This window comes from Aliidiomarina shirensis, assembly GCF_003987345.1.
GTDB classification, from domain to species: Bacteria; Pseudomonadota; Gammaproteobacteria; order Enterobacterales; family Alteromonadaceae; genus Aliidiomarina; species Aliidiomarina shirensis.
Map to the genome: position 1 here is coordinate 39,534 of NZ_PIPP01000002.1, position 17,729 is coordinate 57,262.

General features: G+C 47.5%; 15 protein-coding genes and 9 tRNA genes. 11 read left to right on the forward strand and 13 right to left on the reverse strand.

Translation table 11 applies throughout. The annotated features are described in order from the left end of the window. Window positions 1-79 precede the first annotated feature (79 nt). The 7 genes from CWE13_RS04230 to gltX form a co-directional block, all read right to left on the reverse strand. A complete protein-coding gene (locus CWE13_RS04230) occupies window positions 80-838 on the reverse strand; it encodes an SDR family NAD(P)-dependent oxidoreductase (RefSeq protein WP_126806232.1) in 759 nt (252 codons plus the stop codon). A 157-nt stretch (window positions 839-995) separates the two neighbouring features. Beyond that, window positions 996-1,071, reverse strand: a tRNA-Glu gene (locus CWE13_RS04235). A 27-nt stretch (window positions 1,072-1,098) separates the two neighbouring features. After that, window positions 1,099-1,174, reverse strand: a tRNA-Glu gene (locus tag CWE13_RS04240). 25 nt (window positions 1,175-1,199) lie between these two features. After that, window positions 1,200-1,275, reverse strand: a tRNA-Glu gene (locus CWE13_RS04245). Between the two features lie 78 nt (window positions 1,276-1,353). After that, window positions 1,354-1,429 (reverse strand) — tRNA-Ala (locus CWE13_RS04250). 181 nt (window positions 1,430-1,610) lie between these two features. After that, window positions 1,611-2,258 carry a carbonate dehydratase gene (can, locus tag CWE13_RS04255; protein WP_126806234.1) on the reverse strand — a complete coding sequence of 216 codons (648 nt, stop codon included), beginning with the start codon at window positions 2,256-2,258 and terminating at the stop codon, window positions 1,611-1,613. Continuing rightward, window positions 2,258-3,682, reverse strand: coding sequence for a glutamate--tRNA ligase (gene gltX / locus CWE13_RS04260; RefSeq protein WP_126806236.1), 1,425 nt, complete (start codon window positions 3,680-3,682; stop codon window positions 2,258-2,260). The genes can and gltX overlap by 1 nt, the downstream gene beginning before the upstream one ends. A 238-nt stretch (window positions 3,683-3,920) precedes the next feature. Here gltX and CWE13_RS04265 point away from each other — a divergent pair, with 238 nt between their 5' ends. Further along, window positions 3,921-4,313 carry an MAPEG family protein gene (locus CWE13_RS04265; protein ID WP_126806238.1) on the forward strand — a complete coding sequence of 131 codons (393 nt, stop codon included), beginning with the start codon at window positions 3,921-3,923 and terminating at the stop codon, window positions 4,311-4,313. A 74-nt stretch (window positions 4,314-4,387) separates the two neighbouring features. Here CWE13_RS04265 and CWE13_RS04270 read toward each other — a convergent pair. From CWE13_RS04270 to CWE13_RS04290, 5 genes are all read right to left on the reverse strand, one after another. Next, window positions 4,388-4,463 (reverse strand) — tRNA-Val (locus CWE13_RS04270). A 59-nt stretch (window positions 4,464-4,522) separates the two neighbouring features. Next, window positions 4,523-4,598: transfer RNA gene (locus tag CWE13_RS04275), tRNA-Val, on the reverse strand. A gap of 60 nt (window positions 4,599-4,658) precedes the next feature. Beyond that, window positions 4,659-4,734 (reverse strand) — tRNA-Val (locus tag CWE13_RS04280). Between the two features lie 110 nt (window positions 4,735-4,844). Further along, window positions 4,845-6,887, reverse strand: a complete 2,043-nt coding sequence (uvrB, locus tag CWE13_RS04285; RefSeq protein WP_420837035.1) for an excinuclease ABC subunit UvrB — start codon at window positions 6,885-6,887, stop codon at window positions 4,845-4,847. Beyond that, window positions 6,856-8,283 carry an MATE family efflux transporter gene (locus CWE13_RS04290; RefSeq protein ID WP_126806242.1) on the reverse strand — a complete coding sequence of 476 codons (1,428 nt, stop codon included), beginning with the start codon at window positions 8,281-8,283 and terminating at the stop codon, window positions 6,856-6,858. Before CWE13_RS04290 ends, uvrB begins: the two co-directional genes overlap by 32 nt. A gap of 239 nt (window positions 8,284-8,522) precedes the next feature. Between CWE13_RS04290 and CWE13_RS04295 the strand changes: the two genes are divergently transcribed. From CWE13_RS04295 to CWE13_RS04305, 3 genes are all read left to right on the forward strand, one after another. Beyond that, window positions 8,523-9,713 carry a pyridoxal phosphate-dependent aminotransferase gene (locus CWE13_RS04295; protein ID WP_126806244.1) on the forward strand — a complete coding sequence of 397 codons (1,191 nt, stop codon included), beginning with the start codon at window positions 8,523-8,525 and terminating at the stop codon, window positions 9,711-9,713. A gap of 715 nt (window positions 9,714-10,428) precedes the next feature. Beyond that, window positions 10,429-10,505 (forward strand) — tRNA-Asn (locus CWE13_RS04300). 31 nt (window positions 10,506-10,536) lie between these two features. Next, window positions 10,537-10,613, forward strand: a tRNA-Asn gene (locus CWE13_RS04305). Between the two features lie 165 nt (window positions 10,614-10,778). Here CWE13_RS04305 and CWE13_RS04310 read toward each other — a convergent pair. Beyond that, window positions 10,779-11,318 (reverse strand): phosphatase PAP2 family protein, encoded by a 540-nt coding sequence (locus tag CWE13_RS04310; protein ID WP_126806246.1) that lies wholly within the window; start codon window positions 11,316-11,318, stop codon window positions 10,779-10,781. A gap of 221 nt (window positions 11,319-11,539) precedes the next feature. On the opposite strand from CWE13_RS04310, the gene rsxA reads away from it, so the two are divergent. From rsxA to nth, 7 genes are all read left to right on the forward strand, one after another. Continuing rightward, window positions 11,540-12,124, forward strand: coding sequence for an electron transport complex subunit RsxA (gene rsxA / locus CWE13_RS04315; RefSeq protein ID WP_126806248.1), 585 nt, complete (start codon window positions 11,540-11,542; stop codon window positions 12,122-12,124). Next, window positions 12,121-12,717: an electron transport complex subunit RsxB gene (gene rsxB / locus CWE13_RS04320; RefSeq protein WP_126806250.1), complete on the forward strand. Its 597-nt coding sequence runs from the start codon at window positions 12,121-12,123 to the stop codon at window positions 12,715-12,717. Before rsxA ends, rsxB begins: the two co-directional genes overlap by 4 nt. Beyond that, window positions 12,717-14,585 (forward strand): electron transport complex subunit RsxC, encoded by a 1,869-nt coding sequence (gene rsxC, locus CWE13_RS04325; RefSeq protein ID WP_126806252.1) that lies wholly within the window; start codon window positions 12,717-12,719, stop codon window positions 14,583-14,585. Before rsxB ends, rsxC begins: the two co-directional genes overlap by 1 nt. Next, window positions 14,582-15,658: an electron transport complex subunit RsxD gene (gene rsxD, locus CWE13_RS04330; RefSeq protein ID WP_126806254.1), complete on the forward strand. Its 1,077-nt coding sequence runs from the start codon at window positions 14,582-14,584 to the stop codon at window positions 15,656-15,658. The genes rsxC and rsxD overlap by 4 nt, the downstream gene beginning before the upstream one ends. After that, window positions 15,658-16,329 carry an electron transport complex subunit RsxG gene (gene rsxG / locus CWE13_RS04335; protein WP_126806256.1) on the forward strand — a complete coding sequence of 224 codons (672 nt, stop codon included), beginning with the start codon at window positions 15,658-15,660 and terminating at the stop codon, window positions 16,327-16,329. Before rsxD ends, rsxG begins: the two co-directional genes overlap by 1 nt. Continuing rightward, window positions 16,326-17,024 (forward strand): electron transport complex subunit E, encoded by a 699-nt coding sequence (locus tag CWE13_RS04340; protein ID WP_126806258.1) that lies wholly within the window; start codon window positions 16,326-16,328, stop codon window positions 17,022-17,024. Before rsxG ends, CWE13_RS04340 begins: the two co-directional genes overlap by 4 nt. A gap of 64 nt (window positions 17,025-17,088) precedes the next feature. Further along, entirely contained in the window at window positions 17,089-17,724 is a 636-nt protein-coding gene (gene nth / locus CWE13_RS04345; RefSeq protein ID WP_126806260.1) for an endonuclease III, read from the forward strand. Window positions 17,725-17,729 lie beyond the last annotated feature (5 nt).

Sequence of the window (17,729 nt, forward strand, 5' to 3'; positions counted from 1 at the left end):
CGTGCAAGCCTCTATTCAAGCGCTGCAAAATAGCGCTCATAATACCATCGATATCGTGCTGCCCGGCGCATCGGTTGCTTTAGGTCACCGAGCGGCCACCATCGATTTTGAGCACACTAGCGGTAATATATTCATTTGTGAGAATAGCCTCGATACCCTTCTCGATCGCTTCGAAGCCACCCTCGATAGGCAACAAGGTTTCGCTTAACACTTGTGCTTGTTCATTGTTTGAATGTTCCGGCAAAAATTTAATAGGCCCGGGCTGAATGGCATTCACGCGAACTTTCGGCGCCAAGCGTTTGGCGAAGCTTAACATCAAGTTTTCCAGCCCCGCTTTCGTTGAACAATATAACGCGTATTCCTGATTCGGGTTACTCGCGTAGATATCAGTAATGTGAATGATATTGCCGCTAGGGCGCACCGATTTTTCTAGCAACGGGCCCAACGCACGATTCAGCGCCGCAGGTAATTTCATATGAATCTGGTAGAGCGCATCGTAGAACTCGCTAAAATCAGCCTCATGGGCATTATCGCGCTCGTATATGGAAGCGTTATGCAGTAAGAAATCGAGGTGCTGATAGTTCTCTTGAACATACTCGATAGCCGCGTTCACGCTGCTATCACTGAGTGCGTTACAGACAACGATATCAAGCGCTGAATACTCCTCGGCAAGTTCAGCCAGCTCCCCTTCTCGCGTCCGTGTAAGAACGATAACGCGCCAGCCTTGCGCTAACAACGCTCGGCTCATGTGCAAACCTAAACGGCGGCCAGCACCGGTAATGAACGCCACAGGTTGCTCGGAAGATACTGATGAAGTTGCTGCTAGAGAATATGGCAAAGAGAATCCCTCAATTGAAAACCTAATAATGCATAGCTTAACGGATTCTTAGAAAAAGCAGATCACAAAAACGCAAAAACCCGCTAAAAGCGGGCATTTTGTTTCTAACTATTTTGCGGTAATTGCTCAGTTTGAGTTACCGAGTTTGCTTTGAAAGTGGCGTCCCCTAGGGGATTCGAACCCCTGTTACCGCCGTGAAAGGGCGGTGTCCTAGGCCTCTAGACGAAGGGGACTAGTCACTTCAAAACATATCACAAAATTGGCGTCCCCTAGGGGATTCGAACCCCTGTTACCGCCGTGAAAGGGCGGTGTCCTAGGCCTCTAGACGAAGGGGACGCAGCATTTGTGAGTGTAAGCAGATTGGCGTCCCCTAGGGGATTCGAACCCCTGTTACCGCCGTGAAAGGGCGGTGTCCTAGGCCTCTAGACGAAGGGGACGCATTTCTGTTTACGCTGCAAAACTTTTCACGTTGGTTATCATTTGCCGAGATTTACGCTATTTGCGTAACAAGCAAATGGTGGAGCTAAGCGGGATCGAACCGCTGACCTCTTGCATGCCATGCAAGCGCTCTCCCAGCTGAGCTATAGCCCCAGATAACCAGATTTTGCAGTTTGCCACCAGGACTTCATCCCTGACAGCGAGGCGCATTCTATGAATAGCCCGCTGAAGTGTCAACTTTTTTTTCGGACTTATTGACTGTTCGCCTATTTTTTTACCAATCTGATCTGTTTTTCAACAAATCAACCCAATTTCAGGCCTAATTGCGGAAAAATTAATCATCCGATTCTTCATCAGAATAATACTGATAAATTGGATCTAAGCCTTCTTTACCGGTAATGGTAACCCCTAAATCACGCACTAAGCCATCACGAACGCTATAGCACCAGCCGTGAATACTCAGCTTCTGGCCACGATCCCAAGCTTCTTGAATAATATGGTTTTTTGATAGGTTATGAACCTGCTCAATAACGTTGAGCTCACACATTCTATCGAAGCGTTCATCGTAAGGCAGATTTAACAACTTCGGCTCATTAGTGCGGTAAATATCCTTTATCGGATGCAACCAATGATCCACCAAACCATGGCGGCTAGTTTCCATAGCGGCTTGCACACCACCGCAACCATAGTGGCCGACCACAAGCACGTGCTTCACTTGCAGATTGAGCACCGCAAACTCGATAACCGCTAAACAGTTGAAATCGGTTTGAATCACTTGGTTTGCCACATTCCGATGCACAAACACTTCACCCGGGGCCATACCCACAATTTGGTTTGCTGGAACACGGCTATCAGAACAGCCTATCCACAAATACTCAGGCTTTTGCTGATTCACTAAACGATTAAAATATTCCGGATCCTGCTCAAGTTGAGATTTCGCCCAACTTTTATTATTTGCCAGTAAATCACGAATCTTCGGCATTAATTGTTCTCCTCGCGAGCACGAATAAATTCAAGCGCGAGATCAATACGTTCAACCACAGTGTGCCGCGGAATTTGCGCTAATGTAGCATCGAGTGAAGGCGAATTTCCGCCCCCCGTTGCCGCAACACGCAACGGCATCCCTACTTTGCCCATGCCAATATCAAGCGCTGTGCAAGTATCTTGAATCGCTTGCTGCACCGCTTCGGTTGTCCAGGTGCTCATGGCATCGAAACGATCACGAATATCTTGCAAGGCTTCTTTCGCTACCGGCCGCAAATGCTTTTTCGCAGCTTGTGCTTCAAATTCCGTAACAGGTTCAAAGAAGTAACGGCTGATCTCGGCCATTTCTTTTAACGTTTTTACACGATCTGCCTGTAGTTTGACTACCTCGACCAGTTCAGGTCCGCTCTCTGTGGCTACCCCTAAGCGAGCAAAATGCCATGCCAATTCAGCCGCCACTTGCTCAGCTGGCAAGGTTTTCATGTAATGTTGGTTTAGCCAGTTTAGTTTCTCAGTGTTAAACGCTGAAGCGGCTTTATTAATATCACTGAGTTTAAAAATTTTAATTAATTCTTCGCGGCTGAAAATTTCCTGATCGCCATGCGACCAACCTAAGCGTACCAAGTAGTTAATTACCGCATCGGCCAAGTAACCGTTATCGCGATATTCAGTAACACTCACTGCGCCGTGGCGCTTAGAAAGTTTCTTGCCATCATCGCCTAAAATCATCGAAACGTGCGCATATTCAGGAATTGGCGCACCTAACGCAGCTAAAATATTAATCTGCCGAGGCGTATTGTTAATATGATCTTCACCACGTACAACGTGAGTAATGCCCATATCCCAATCATCTACCACAACACAGAAATTATAAGTTGGCGTGCCATCGGTACGTGCAATAATCAAATCATCGAGTTCTTTATTCGCAATCTCAATACGCCCACGAATGTGATCATCAAACACTACCGAACCATCTTGTGGATTCAGAAAACGAATTACGTGTGGCTTACCTTCGTGTTCCGCTTTTTGCTCGGCCGTTAAGTTGCGGCATTTGCCATCGTAACGAGGCTTGAGGCCTGCTTCCATTTGCTCTTCGCGCATTTTTTCTAAACGCTCATGGGAGCAATAGCACTTATATGCTTTATCTTCAGCTAGAAGCGCGTCAATAAGTTGCTTATACCGATCGAAACGCTGGGTTTGATAAATAGGCTCTTCATCCCAGGTAAGGCCAAGCCACTGCATTCCCTCAAAAATGGCATCGATCGCTGATTGGGTTGAACGTTCGCGATCTGTATCTTCGATTCGCAGTACAAACTTACCACCAGCAGCGCGAGCTACTAGCCAAGCATAAAGGGCTGTACGGGCGCCACCTACGTGTAAATATCCTGTGGGGCTTGGTGCAAAACGAGAAACAACTGACATAGTTCATTTTCCTGTGGGTGTTTTGTGAACATTAATTTGTGAATATTAATTAGTGAACATAGTTTGAAGAACACAAATTAGTGAATGGGCGCAATTATAACAGAATTATCTAGGCCACTACACTGATCCACTTTCGGGTTCTGGGCCTATTCATAGCAATAGATAGTTTGTTGAACACACTAAGCCTATACTGGCTATATACAACAATAATGATAATCCCACAGCGAGGAACACCCCTGTGAACATAATATTCACTACTTTATTTATTACAATGCTACTGCCATTTTTAGCAAAAGCGCCTTTGGTGATTGCGATGAACCGCCAACCCGGTGGTTACAACAACAGAAACCCAAGAAAGCAGCAAGCTGGATTATCTGGTTTTGGGGAACGCGCAACAGCGGCCCACTACAACAGTTTTGAAGCGCTTGTTATCTATGCGAGTGCAGTGTTGGCGGTTGCTTACATGGGTACTGCCGATACAATTGCGATAACACTGGCTTGGGTATTCGTAGCTTCGCGTGTGCTTTATTTAGTTTGCTATTGGTATGATCGCAGCACCATACGCTCACTCGTATGGCTTGTAGGCATAGTAGCAGCCTTTGTAATGGCTGGCCGGGCAATTTGGGGATAGCGTGTAGTAAGCGCACCTAAAAATCAGCTATAAAAAAACGCCCTTTAATCGCTTAAAGGGCGTTTTTCTGTATCTGGTGGATGGTACTGGGCTCGAACCAGTGACCCCCGCCTTGTAAGGGCGGTGCTCTCCCAGCTGAGCTAACCATCCTGGGATCTTGCTTGCACTCGCAAAGCTCGTTCTATTACTTAAGCACTGCGATTAAAATTTGGTGGATGGTACTGGGCTCGAACCAGTGACCCCCGCCTTGTAAGGGCGGTGCTCTCCCAGCTGAGCTAACCATCCTGGGATACTTCTTAAATGCTAACCTAAAACACTAGCTTAAAATCCAGCGCTTGGCGAATTTGGTGGATGGTACTGGGCTCGAACCAGTGACCCCCGCCTTGTAAGGGCGGTGCTCTCCCAGCTGAGCTAACCATCCACATTTCGCTGAGTTGCAGGCCGCTATTATAGGGATGCGGCGAAAGCTGTCAACCGCAATTTGCCTGCTTTTATCTTAACTGCCGATTTTTACACCATTTCGCCGAGAAATTAACCGTGCGTTTTTAACTGTTCACGCAATTGCTTCAATTCATCACGCATTTTCGCCGCCTTTTCAAACTCCAAATCCTTTGCTGCTTGATACATGTTCTTCTCGCGTACACTAATTTCTTGCATCAATTCTTTCGGATCGCGATATTCTGGAATGCGAATGCCAGCACCTGCCGCCGCAACGCGTTCTTTATCACGTTTCCGTTTCGCTGCACCACCACCAAGATCCATAACATCGGTAACCCGTTTATTCAAACCTTGCGGGGTTATGCCATGCTCTACATTATAGGCAACTTGTTTCGCTCGGCGTCGATCGGTTTCATCCATCGCTCGTTGCATCGAGCCGGTAATTCGGTCGGCGTAAAGAATTGCTTTGCCATTCACATTTCTCGCAGCGCGGCCAATGGTTTGAATTAACGAACGTTCCGCGCGCAAGAAACCTTCTTTATCCGCATCTAATATCGCTACCAACGAAACTTCAGGAATATCTAAGCCTTCCCGTAGCAAGTTAATGCCAATTAGGGCATCAAACTCGCCTAAACGCAGATCGCGGATAATTTCCATACGCTCTACGGTATCAATATCGGAATGCAAGTAACGTACACGAATACCATGTTCATCAAGATAATCAGCTAAATCTTCCGACATCCGCTTAGTAAGCGTGGTAACTAATACCCGCTCGCCTTTTGCCGCGCGAATACGAATTTCCGACATCACATCGTCTACCTGCGTAGCCACTGGCCGAATCTCAATTTCCGGATCAATAAGCCCTGTTGGCCGCACCACTTGCTCAACAACATCGCCACCACATTTCTCTACTTCATAGTTGCCTGGCGTTGCCGAAACATAAATGGTTTGTGGTGAAATAGCTTCGAATTCCGCAAATTTCAGTGGCCGGTTATCCAGTGCTGAAGGCAAGCGAAAACCATAACCAACTAAATTTTCTTTACGTGAACGATCGCCTTTGTACATCGCGCCCACTTGCGAAACGGTAACGTGCGATTCATCGATAATTAGTAAAGCATCATCCGGCAAGTAATCCATCAAGGTTGGTGGTGGCTCGCCCGGAGCTCGGCCCGAGAGATAACGTGAGTAGTTCTCAATGCCCGAGCAATAGCCAAGCTCCAACATCATTTCGATATCAAACTGGGTGCGTTCGCGAATACGCTGCTCTTCGATAAGCTTATTTTCACCTATAAATTGTTCCCGGCGATCTTTAAGTTCTTCTTTAATACGATCAATCGCCTCAACTATTTTATCGCGCGGCGTTACATAGTGGGTTTTCGGATACACAGTGAAACGTGCCAAATCAGCCTGCAGTACTTGCCCGGTAAGTGGTTCAAACAAGCTTATGCGTTCAATTTCATCATCAAAAATTTCAATGCGTACGGCGGTATCATCGGATTCTGCCGGGAATACATCAATCACTTCCCCACGCACACGGTAAGTACCGCGGGTAAAGGCTTCATCATTACGTTTGTATTGAATTGTAGCGAGATTGCGAATGATATCGCGCGGATCAATAATATCGCCGCGGCGAATGTGCAGCATCATTTTGCGATAGGATTGCGGATCACCCAAACCGTAAATAGCCGAAACCGAAGCAATAAGCACAACATCGCGGCGCTCCATTAATGCCTTGGTAGCCGATAAGCGCATTTGCTCAATGTGCTCGTTAATCGAGGCATCTTTTTCAATAAAAGTATCGGTAGTAGGCACGTAGGCTTCTGGCTGATAATAATCGTAGTAAGAAACAAAATATTCCACCGCGTTATTCGGGAAAAACTCTTTCATTTCACCATATAACTGCGCCGCCAACGTTTTGTTATGGGCCAAAATCAACGTTGGCCGATTCGTGCTAGCAATTACGTTTGCCATGGTAAAGGTTTTGCCTGAACCGGTAACCCCCAGCAAGGTTTGCTGTGCTAAGCCCGCATCAAGGTTTTCAATCAGCTTGCTAATGGCTTTGGGTTGATCGCCAGCAGGCTGATAATCTGAAACTAGCTTAAAATCACGCGCCATGCTGTTCTCCTTTCGGTTCATTCGCGGTAGCCGTCGCTACCGCACTTGCAGGTACTAAGCGCCCTGCTTGCCCATTTGTTTCCCGCATAAACCAGCGATAAGCCAGCCAAGCGGTTATTACGTTCGCCAATACCCCGCCGGCAAACATTCCCGGCAAACCGGCAAGCGTATTACCAAGCCAGGAAAGAGGCACAAACATAACAAACAAACGCACTAGGCTCAGCACTAACGCTTGCATGGGCAAGTGCAGTGCATTTAATGAAGAATTAGTAAGAATAATCCAACCTTGGACGCCATAACCTAATGGCATAATCCATACAAACAAAGCGAGCACTCGCGCCACTTCAGCATCGCGCGCAAACGCGAGTTGAATTACCGGCAGCAGCGCCAGCATTAATAAATAAACGGCTGCTTGTAGTAACAGAATAAGTTTGAGTGCAGTTTTATACGCGGCTTGTACGCGTTGGATCTTACCGGCACCAAAGTTTTGGCTGATAAACGGTGGCAGCGACATAGAAAGCGCCAGAATAACTACCGATGCAATTGATTCAATACGTGAGCCCGCACCAAACGCAGCTACAGCCGGAGCACCGTGCGTTGCAACAATAGCGGTAAGCACACCCATTGCAATTGGTGTAAGCATATTGGCACTCGCGGCCGGCAACCCAATGCGGAGTAATTGCTTCGATGCACGCCAAAAATCAATAAAGCCGGGTGGTAACGGTTCAATTAAACGCTTGCGCCAAACCAAAAGATAAATAATCGCAGCAAAACCGATCAGCCAAGAACCCACGCTTGCATAAGCAGCACCCTGCATTCCCATTGCCGGAATCGGGCCCCAACCAAAAATCAGAATAGGATCTAATATGGCATTTACTAAACCACCGCCCGCCATGATCAGCGATGGTGTTTTGGTATCACCCGAGGCACGCAGAATACTGTTACCTACCATCGGCAACACTAGAAATATAGCGCCCAAGAACCAAATATTCATGTAAGCATCGATCAGCGGCTGAATTTCCGGTGTGGCGCCCAGCATGGCGAAAATCGGCCGCGAAAAAATAAAGCCAAATAACGCCAGTAATCCAACTAAAATGGCAGAAAGCCACAGTGCCGTACTGCCACTATTGCGTGCCTCTTCATCTTCGTTGGCACCCAACTTACGGGCGATCACCGCCGAAGTGCCAATCCCTAAACCAATAGTTAAACTAATCACAGTAAAAGTAACTGGAAAGGTAAAGCCAATTGCAGCGAGTGATTCAGTGCCTAAAAGGCTAATAAAGAAGGTATCCACCAAATTAAAACTGATGAGTGTGGCCACACCCGCAATCATAGGCCACGTCATTGCCCACAAGGTAGGCGTTATCGGGCCATTAAGCATTTGCTGTGATTTCTGTGTGGATGCCGCCGAGCGCATACCATCTCCTCGAACTACTGGGCTGGTGGCCACATGAATCGTGCAAAAAACTTGCTGAAATCGAACTTCAGCGCACGTTCTGTGAAGCCTTTAGGAAAGCCTGATACTATACCCGAATTACCGCATAAACACCACGTTCAAGCTATTTCTGCCGCTGGACTTTTAGCCTCACTCCACATATAGTTAGCGGCCAGTGCTCACATCTTTTTTTCATAAAAAACTACGTTAACAGGTGCCTTGTGGATTACAAACTTTCCAAGCGCGTCAATGCTATTAAACCATCTCCAACCTTGGCTGTTAGCCAAAAAGCTGCCGAATTAAAAGCAGCGGGTGCCGATGTTATTGGTTTAGGTGTTGGTGAGCCAGATTTTACTACCCCAAAATTTATCTGTGATGCGGCCAAAGCAGCTATCGATGCTGGCCACACACGGTATACCGCAGTTGATGGCATTCCTGAGTTGAAAAAAGCGGTTTGCGCTAAGTTCGCCCGCGATAATCAACTGCAGTATGAACCAAACCAAATTCTTGTTTCAGCTGGCGGCAAGCATAGTATCTTTAATCTACTCACGGCTTGGCTTGATGAAGGCGATGAAGTGGTGATTCCTGCCCCATATTGGGTTTCTTACCCCGACATGACATTACTGGTAGGCGCAAAGCCGGTAGTGATAGAAGCTGGCATTGAGCAATCTTATAAAATTACTGCAGAGCAGCTCGATGCCGCGATTACCGCAAAAACTAAATTACTGTTTTTGAATAGCCCTTCAAACCCAACCGGAATGGCCTACAGCGCGGAAGAGTTAAAAGCGTTAGCGGAAGTATTACGTAAGCACCCACAGGTATTAATTGCCACCGATGATATGTATGAACATATTTTGTGGACAGAAGCGCCGTTTGTGAATTTACCTATGGTGGCTCCAGATCTAATGGAACGCACCGTAATACTCTCGGGTGTATCTAAAGCGTATGCGATGACCGGCTGGCGAATCGGCTATGCCGCGGGCCCGAAAGCCATTATTGCAGCAATGAAGAAAGTACAATCGCAAAGTACATCGAACCCGGCATCGATTTCTCAGTATGCGGCGCTTGCTGCCTTAAATGGCGATCAAAGCTTTATCGGTGAGATGGTTACTGAATTTCGCGCGCGCCACGATAAACTCGTTGAAGGCTTAAGCCAGATTCCTGGGTTAAAAGTAATTGCTGGCGATGGCACTTTCTACGCTTTTCCAAATATCGAGGGCTTGATGGCGAAAGTGGGCGTAGAAACCGATGTAGAGCTTTGCGAACGTTTATTGAGTGAGGCTAACGTAGCGTTGGTTCCAGGCTCAGCATTTGGCTCTCCGGGCCATTTCCGCCTTTCTTTCGCTGCCAGCCGTGAAGTGTTAGCAGAAGCCGTTAAGCGAATTGCAAAATTTGCCGCTGATTACCAATAAACGAACCCCGTCGGTTGTATCTTACAATCACTAAAAAGGCGTTGGCGATTCATATCGCCAACGCCTTTTGCTTTTGTGTAGGCAAATGCTCAAAACCGCTCGTTTTCACTACGAAAAAATGGCGCAAAATTAGCCAATTTAAAACTTGAAACTGCAAATTAAGTCAAGCTGTCATATTTAGCAGATAGTATAAATCACCACCAAGTTGGTAAGCACTCCGCGTTAACTATGCAGAAAATATAGCATTCTTCTGCGAAAATAAATGAAAGTAATACACAAGCATTTGCGAATATTGTTGGAATTACGCACCAACCCTGTGCAAAATCCAACCTCTCGCAACTATTTTTTATAACTTGTTGAAAATAAACGGATATAAAAATCGTGCCAGTTTTTAACCTACGCCATAAATCCGCTATAACCCCCGTAAAATAGGCTCGCCCACAGAGTTAACCACAGCTTTATCCACAGAAATAGTGGATAAGATCCTGTGAACCACGAGTATCAAGCGATCAACCCAATTGTGGATAATTTGTTAAACACCTGAACCACAAAAATCAGAAAAGAACTACTAATATTTTGCTTTTTGGGCAACAAAGATTAAAACAGAATCAACACGCTCAAAATCTGCACAAATAGACCTCGATTTTAAAAATTGTTGAGCTTCTATATTGACAGCGTAAGCCCATGCCATTAACATCTCGCCCCGTTAAGCGATTCCCCAGTAGCTCAGTTGGTTAGAGCGGTGGACTGTTAATCCATGTGTCGTTGGTTCGAATCCAACCTGGGGAGCCACTTGCTTAACGCCTCAATACCCAATATCAATTCCCCAGTAGCTCAGTTGGTTAGAGCGGTGGACTGTTAATCCATGTGTCGTTGGTTCGAATCCAACCTGGGGAGCCATTGAGCTCCATCTCGGCAACACCCTTCCCACTAAGCATCACCATTACAGCAACGACTACCACAACGCACACACGATAAGTTCGTTTGCGCTTAGGCAGCATTATTCCGCTCACTGCAACGTTAATAAAAACACGGGGTATATGAAGAAACTCTGTACTTGCGAGGTTAAACCGTTAATGGTGTTGGCAGTAAGGTCAGCGTGAAAGCTGCAATGGATGTACCGAGAATGGCGCCAGCGATAACGTCACTTGGATAATGTACACCCAGAGCAACGCGCGAAATCGCCACAGCAGTAGCCCATCCGTAAAAAACAGGCGCCCATACCGGAAAACTTGCAATGACCAGTGCTGCAAACAAAAATGCCGCTGTGGAATGGCCTGATGGAAATGAAAATCGATCGGCAGGCTTTAACACTATTTTTTCTTTACGGCGCAATATAGGACGATCGCGCCGGAGTAAATTCTTTAATGCAATGAACAGAGGGATCTCTAACGCAAACGCTAGTAGCGCGCGCTGAATGAACAAAATGCTGCCCTCGAAAGCCGCAATACCTGCTAACAAAGCGAACAATGCGTAATATGGCCCATCACCGCTTCGTGAAAGCCAAAAGGCAAGTCGGCTTTTTCTTAACGAGCGTGTTGTATGAAACAACCAATGAAATGTCATTTCATCGAACGCTCGCAGGCGTTTAAAAATAGAGATCAAACGAGAGTCCTCACCACTTTTTCCGGCCTCCCGGCTACGAATTGAATTTCACATCTTACTGGAAACGGTAAGTGCTGCCTACATAGTTACTACGGAAAATACCGGATTTGGCTTAATTACCCAGAAAAACCTACATTCTGTAAGTTGTTTCCGCGGGCGTAAACCCTGATAATAGCCCCATACTTTTCCATTCGATGCACAGATACAGCAAAAGGTTGTAGATGACAGAAATACTCTTGCTTCTGGTTGCTACCGTTTTAGTGAACAACTTTGTGTTGGTTCAGTTTCTTGGCCTATGCCCATTTATGGGGGTATCCAATAAACTGGAAACCGCTATTGGTATGTCGCTGGCCACTACTTTTGTACTCACCTTAGCCTCGGTGAGTAGTTACTTGGTGAATCATTATATTCTACAACCATTTAATTTAATGTCGTTGCGAACACTGAGCTTTATTCTCGTAATTGCCGTGGTGGTGCAGTTTACCGAAATGGTTGTACACAAAACCAGCCCTACCCTGTACCGGTTACTGGGTATCTTTCTTCCACTGATTACCACCAACTGCGCCGTCCTCGGTGTGGCTTTATTGAACGTGAATGAGCAACACAACTTTGTGCAATCAATTGTATATGGTTTTGGTGCGGCCCTTGGCTTCTCGTTAGTTCTCGTGCTCTTTGCCGCCTTGCGAGAACGTGTAGCCGCCGCTGATGTACCACAACCATTTAAAGGTGCTGCGATCGGAATGATTTTAGCCGGCCTGATGTCGCTGGCATTTATGGGCTTCGCCGGGTTGGTTACCACGTCATGAGTTGGTTTATCGGTATCATGGCATTGGCCACCATCGCACTTGTGGCCGGATTAATTTTAGGCTTTGCGGCCATTCGTTTCCGCGTTGAAAGCGATCCTATCGTGGAGCAGATTGATAACTTGTTGCCACAAACCCAATGCGGTCAATGTGGTTACCCAGGTTGTCGCCCTTATGCTGAAGCTATCGCCAATGGTGATGAACTCAACAAGTGCCCGCCTGGCGGCCAAGCCACTATTGATCAGCTCGCCGATTTACTTGGTCGCGAAGCCAAGCCTTTAGACGAGGCGCACGGTGAAGAAGCACAAAAAACCGTAGCGGTAATTCGTGAAGATGAATGTATTGGCTGCACCAAATGCATTCAGGCCTGCCCGGTTGACGCCATATTGGGTGCCGCCAAACAAATGCACACCGTAATTGCTGATGAGTGTACCGGCTGCGATTTATGCGTTGAGCCTTGCCCCGTTGATTGTATTGATATGGTGCCCGTAGCCACTAAACCGGAGCGCTGGAAATGGCAGCTCGATCAGATACCAGTAAATGTGATAGATGCGAGCAAAGCTGCATCTGCTGAATCGGCGAGTAAGGCAAGTTAATGGCGATTGATATTTCAGCAACCAGCAAACTGTGGAGCTTCCCCGGCGGCATTCATCCGCCTGAGCGAAAAGCCCCTGCAAACATGACTGCGATTCAGCGTTTTCCGTTGCCACCTGTTCTGTTTATTCCGCTGCGTCAACATGCCGGTGAGCCAGGTGAGCTTTGTGTTGCCGTGGGCGATTATGTATTGAAAGGCCAGCCTCTAACCATTCCCGGCGTTGATAATGGTTTACCAGTACATGCTTCTACATCGGGGACCATTACGGCTATTCAGCAGCATCCGTTGAACCATCCTTCAGGGCTCACCGGGCTTACCTTATGCTTGGAACCCGACGGTAAAGACGCTTGGTATCCCCGGCAACCAATTGCCAATATCGATGCCATTAGCCAGCGAGAAGTGCTGCAACATTTGCAAGCCATGGGCATTGCCGGGCTTGGCGGCGCAGGTTTTCCCACGGCCCGGAAGGTTGCTGGTGCGCGCAATATCGATGTATTAATTATTAACGGTGTGGAGTGCGAACCTTACATTGTTTCCGATGATCGCCTTATGCGTGAACATGCCGGTGAGATTCTGGCAGGAAGCCTTTTACTGCAAAAGCTCACCTCGGCGAAGCAACTGGTGATTGCAATCGAAGATAACAAGCCTGAAGCCGCAGCAGCATTTGCCGCCGCAATTCACGATTCTAACGCAACGGATACTGACACTACGGAACTCAAAGGCGCTGCGGCGGTACTTAAAATAGTACCTACACGCTACCCTTCCGGTGGCGAAAAGCAGTTGATTCAAATACTCACCGGTAAACAGGTTCCAGTGCGGGGATTGCCCGCAGATATCGGCATTCTAATGCAGAATGTGGGTACCGCTTTTGCAGTTGCGCGCGCGATTCACCATGGCGAACCATTATTAGAGCGCGTAGTCACGATCACCGGTGAAGCAGTGCACCAACCGGGCACAGCGTGGGCGTTACTAGGCACCCCCATTGAATATTTATTAGCCCAATCAGGTTTTAGGGCGCAAGAAAAAAAGCAGCGGGTGATTATGGGTGGCCCGATGATGGGCTTCACAGTAACCAACTTGCAAATTCCGGTGATTAAAACAACCAACTGTATTCTGGCGCCCTCGCAAAAAGAACTCGCTCCCGCCGAAGCAGAAATGGCCTGCATTCGCTGCGGTGCCTGTGAAATTGCCTGCCCAGCTTCCCTGTTACCGCAGCAATTACAGTGGCTAGCCAAAGCCAAAGATTACGATGGTTTAAAACAACATAACCTTGCGGATTGTATTGAATGCGGTGCATGTGCTTATGTATGCCCAAGCCAAATTCCATTGGTACAGTATTATCGGCAAGCAAAAGCCGAAATTCGTGAACAAGCCATTGAACAGCAAAAAGCGGAAATTGCGCGCCAGCGTTTTGAAGCACGCCAAGCACGGCTCGAGCGCGAAAAAGAAGAGCGCTTAGCGAAACATAAAAAGGCGGCTGAAGCGCGGAAAGCAGCGCAAGCAGCGCAAGCAGCTCGGCAAACTGAATCGTCTACGGATGGCGAACAAGATCCGGTGAAAGCCGCGTTAGCGCGCGTAAAAGCCAAAAAAGCGCAACAGGATCGCGGTGTTGAACCGGCAAAATCAGAGCAAAAAGATGCGGTGGCCGCTGCGGTAGCGCGCGCGAAAGCGAAAAAGGCAGAACGCGATGCCAACGCCGAGAGCACACCGGCCACAACCGAGAAAAAAGATGCGGTGGCCGCGGCAGTAGCGCGCGCGAAAGCGAAAAAAGCTGAGCGCGAACGGTTAGCGAAACTCGAAGCCGAGAATATTGGCGATAGCGAAAATAAGCAGAATGCAACGAACAATAAAGGTAACGAAAACTCATGAGTTTCTATATTGCTTCTTCACCGCATCATCACCAACGCCGCACCACTGCAAAACTCATGCAGCTTGTGCTTTTTGCTATGCTTCCAGGGTTTTTAGCACAACTTTACTTCTTTGGTTGGGGCGTTATTTTTCAACTTTCGTTGGCGATTGCAGTAGCACTTGCCGCCGAATCTTTATGCTTAATTGCACGCGATCGCGCACCTGCTTCGGGATTACAAGATAACACCGCAATCGTTACCGCCGCATTACTTGCAGTAAGCATTCCACCATTAGCTCCGTGGTGGGTCATTGTGATTGGTACGCTCTTTGCCATTGTGGTGGTAAAACACCTTTTTGGTGGCGTTGGCCACAACATATTCAACCCTGCGATGGCCGGCTATGTATTGCTACTCATTTCATTTCCAGTGCAAATGACCGCTTGGATGCCGCCAACAGGGCTAGCATCAAACGCGCCCGGCTTTATCGATTCTCTGTATTTATTCCTATTTCAATTTACCAATGAAGGTTTTAGCCTCGAACAGGTGCGCCGTATCGATACCGGTTCCATGCTTGATGCCGTGGTTATGGCAACGCCGCTCGATCATGTAAAAACGCAACTGAGCCAAGGCGCCACGCTAAGTGAAGCGTTGCAGCACCGGCAATTTACAGGCTTCGCCGGAGCCGGGTGGCAATGGGTTAATTTTGCTTACCTGCTTGGTGGTTTACTGCTTTTACAACAGCGCGTTATTCAATGGCATATCCCTGTCGCGATGCTCGGTGCCCTTTCCATTTGTGCCATTCTCGGCAGTATTTTCGCGCCCGATCTTTTACCGGGCTTAAATATTCATTTGTTCAGCGGCGCTACTATGTTTGCCGCTTTCTTTATCGCTACTGATCCGGTTTCGGCAGCTACATCAAGCAAAGGTAAGCTGATCTACGCGACACTCATTGGCGTTCTTATTTATGTGATTCGTAGCTACGGTGGATATCCCGATGCAGTGGCCTTTGCAGTACTTTTAGCCAACCTGTGTGTGCCGGTTATCGATCAATATACGCGCCCAGTTACCTATGGCCATCGTAAGGAAGAAAGCTGATGCTAAAAAATATGCAGAAAAACGGCTTTATTCTCGGGGCCTTTGCGATTGCCGCCACCTCCTTAGTTGTGGCTACTCAATACCTCACCGCAGATCGCATCGAGGAACAGCAACGTAGCGAATTATTGCGCACCCTAAACGCGCTCATTCCGGCAGCTCAGCATGATAACGACCTCTACGCCGATTGTACGCTGATTGCCGCACCTGAAGCCTTAGGCGCGCCGCAACAACCCATTTATCGTTCACGATTAGATGGCCAAAGCAACGCGCTCGCTATTCGTGCCACCGCAACCGATGGTTATAGCGGCAATATTCACTTTTTGGTAGCCATAAACGTAAACGGCCAGGTACAAGGCGTACGCGTATTACAACATCGAGAAACCCCGGGCTTGGGTGATAAAATCGAATTGAAGAAAAGTGATTGGGTATTATCATTTGATGGTGAGCGCGTACGTAGCGAAAACGATTCGCGCTGGGCGGTACGCCGCGATAACGGCATGTTTGATCAATTCACGGGTGCTACTATTACACCACGAGCACTGGTAAATGCGGTGCGAAAAGCGGTTTGGTATGGGCAAGAAAATAGCCAAGCGCTATTTAATGCGCCTGCCAACTGTTACGCAGAGAACCCAGAAATCGCGGCAATCGATGTTGTGGAGCAAACAGAATGAGTAGTGAGTTTCATACCTTAAGCAAAGATGGTTTATGGGAAAACAACCCCGCGTTAGTGCAATTGCTAGGCTTGTGCCCGCTGCTTGCGGTTTCCGGCACCATAACGAATGCGCTTGGGTTAGGTATCGCTACTCTGCTGGTGTTAGTCGGTTCTAACATCACGGTTTCATTAGTACGTAACTTTGTGCCAAACGAAATTCGTATCCCGGTATTTGTTATCGTGATTGCTACTTTTGTTACCTTAGTAGAACTCACCATGAATGCCTTTACTTACGGGCTGTATATGGCACTGGGTATTTTTATTCCATTGATCGTAACGAACTGTGCGATTATCGGCCGAGCAGAAGCCTACGCTTCGAAAAATAATTGGTATAAAGCGGGTTTCGATGGCCTCATGATGGGGCTCGGTTTTGCCGCGGTTCTGGTTGCACTTGGCGCCATGCGCGAGCTGATCGGCCAAGGCACCCTGTTTGATGGCGCTGAATTATTACTTGGCGAATGGGCAAGTTCGTTGCGCGTGCAGCTTATTGAGTTTGATTACCCGCTACTCATCGCGATTCTGCCTCCAGGAGCATTTATTGGCTTAGGCTTCTTAATTGCAGGTAAAAACTGGCTCGATGCCCGCAAGCGCGAAAAACTAGCCAAGGCACCGGTAGAGAAAGCACAACGCGCTCGTGTAACCCACGTATCCTGATCTGCCAAAGCTGATCTGAAAAAAATTCACCTGAAGAAAATTCACCTGAAGAAAAGAACAGCGAATGAATCAACAAAAACGTATCGAAATTTTAACGCGGCTGCGGGACAACAACCCAAATCCCACCACCGAACTTAACTTTAGCAACCCCTTTGAGTTGCTCATCGCGGTGTTACTCTCAGCGCAAGCCACAGATGTTGGCGTAAACAAAGCCACCGGGCCATTATTTGCTGTAGCGAATAACCCTGTCGATATGCTGGCATTAGGGGTTGATGGAGTAAAACATTACATAAAAACCATTGGTTTATTTAATACCAAAGCCGAAAACACCATTAAAACCTGCCGAATTCTGGTAGAAAAGCATAATGGTGTAGTGCCGGAAGATCGGGCCGCACTCGAGGCATTGCCTGGTGTGGGCCGAAAAACAGCCAATGTAGTGCTCAACACAGCCTTCGGTTGGCCCACCATTGCCGTTGATACGCACATCTTTCGGGTCAGCAATCGCACGAAGCTAGCGCAAGGCAAAAATGTTGACGCGGTGGAGCAACGATTATTAAAAGTGGTGCCGGCCGAATTTAAAGTAGATGTACACCACTGGCTGATTCTTCATGGCCGGTACACGTGCATCGCGCGTAAACCTCGTTGTGGCTCTTGTATTATTGAAGATTTATGCGAATTTAAAGAAAAAATCGATATTTAAACGCC

Bases quoted from the DNA above. Each gene is read 5' to 3' on its own strand.
- can (WP_126806234.1), bottom strand. From the start codon at position 2,258: ATGCCGAAGATTCGTGATTTACTGGCAAATAATAAAAGTTGGGCGAAA.
- gltX (WP_126806236.1), bottom strand. From the start codon at position 3,682: ATGTCAGTTGTTTCTCGTTTTGCACCAAGCCCCACAGGATATTTACAC.
- uvrB (WP_420837035.1), bottom strand. From the start codon at position 6,887: ATGAACCGAAAGGAGAACAGCATGGCGCGTGATTTTAAGCTAGTTTCA.
- CWE13_RS04290 (WP_126806242.1), bottom strand. From the start codon at position 8,283: ATGCGCTCGGCGGCATCCACACAGAAATCACAGCAAATGCTTAATGGC.
- rsxA (WP_126806248.1), top strand. From the start codon at position 11,540: ATGACAGAAATACTCTTGCTTCTGGTTGCTACCGTTTTAGTGAACAAC.
- rsxB (WP_126806250.1), top strand. From the start codon at position 12,121: ATGAGTTGGTTTATCGGTATCATGGCATTGGCCACCATCGCACTTGTG.
- rsxC (WP_126806252.1), top strand. From the start codon at position 12,717: ATGGCGATTGATATTTCAGCAACCAGCAAACTGTGGAGCTTCCCCGGC.
- rsxD (WP_126806254.1), top strand. From the start codon at position 14,582: ATGAGTTTCTATATTGCTTCTTCACCGCATCATCACCAACGCCGCACC.
- rsxG (WP_126806256.1), top strand. From the start codon at position 15,658: ATGCTAAAAAATATGCAGAAAAACGGCTTTATTCTCGGGGCCTTTGCG.
- CWE13_RS04340 (WP_126806258.1), top strand. From the start codon at position 16,326: ATGAGTAGTGAGTTTCATACCTTAAGCAAAGATGGTTTATGGGAAAAC.
- nth (WP_126806260.1), top strand. From the start codon at position 17,089: ATGAATCAACAAAAACGTATCGAAATTTTAACGCGGCTGCGGGACAAC.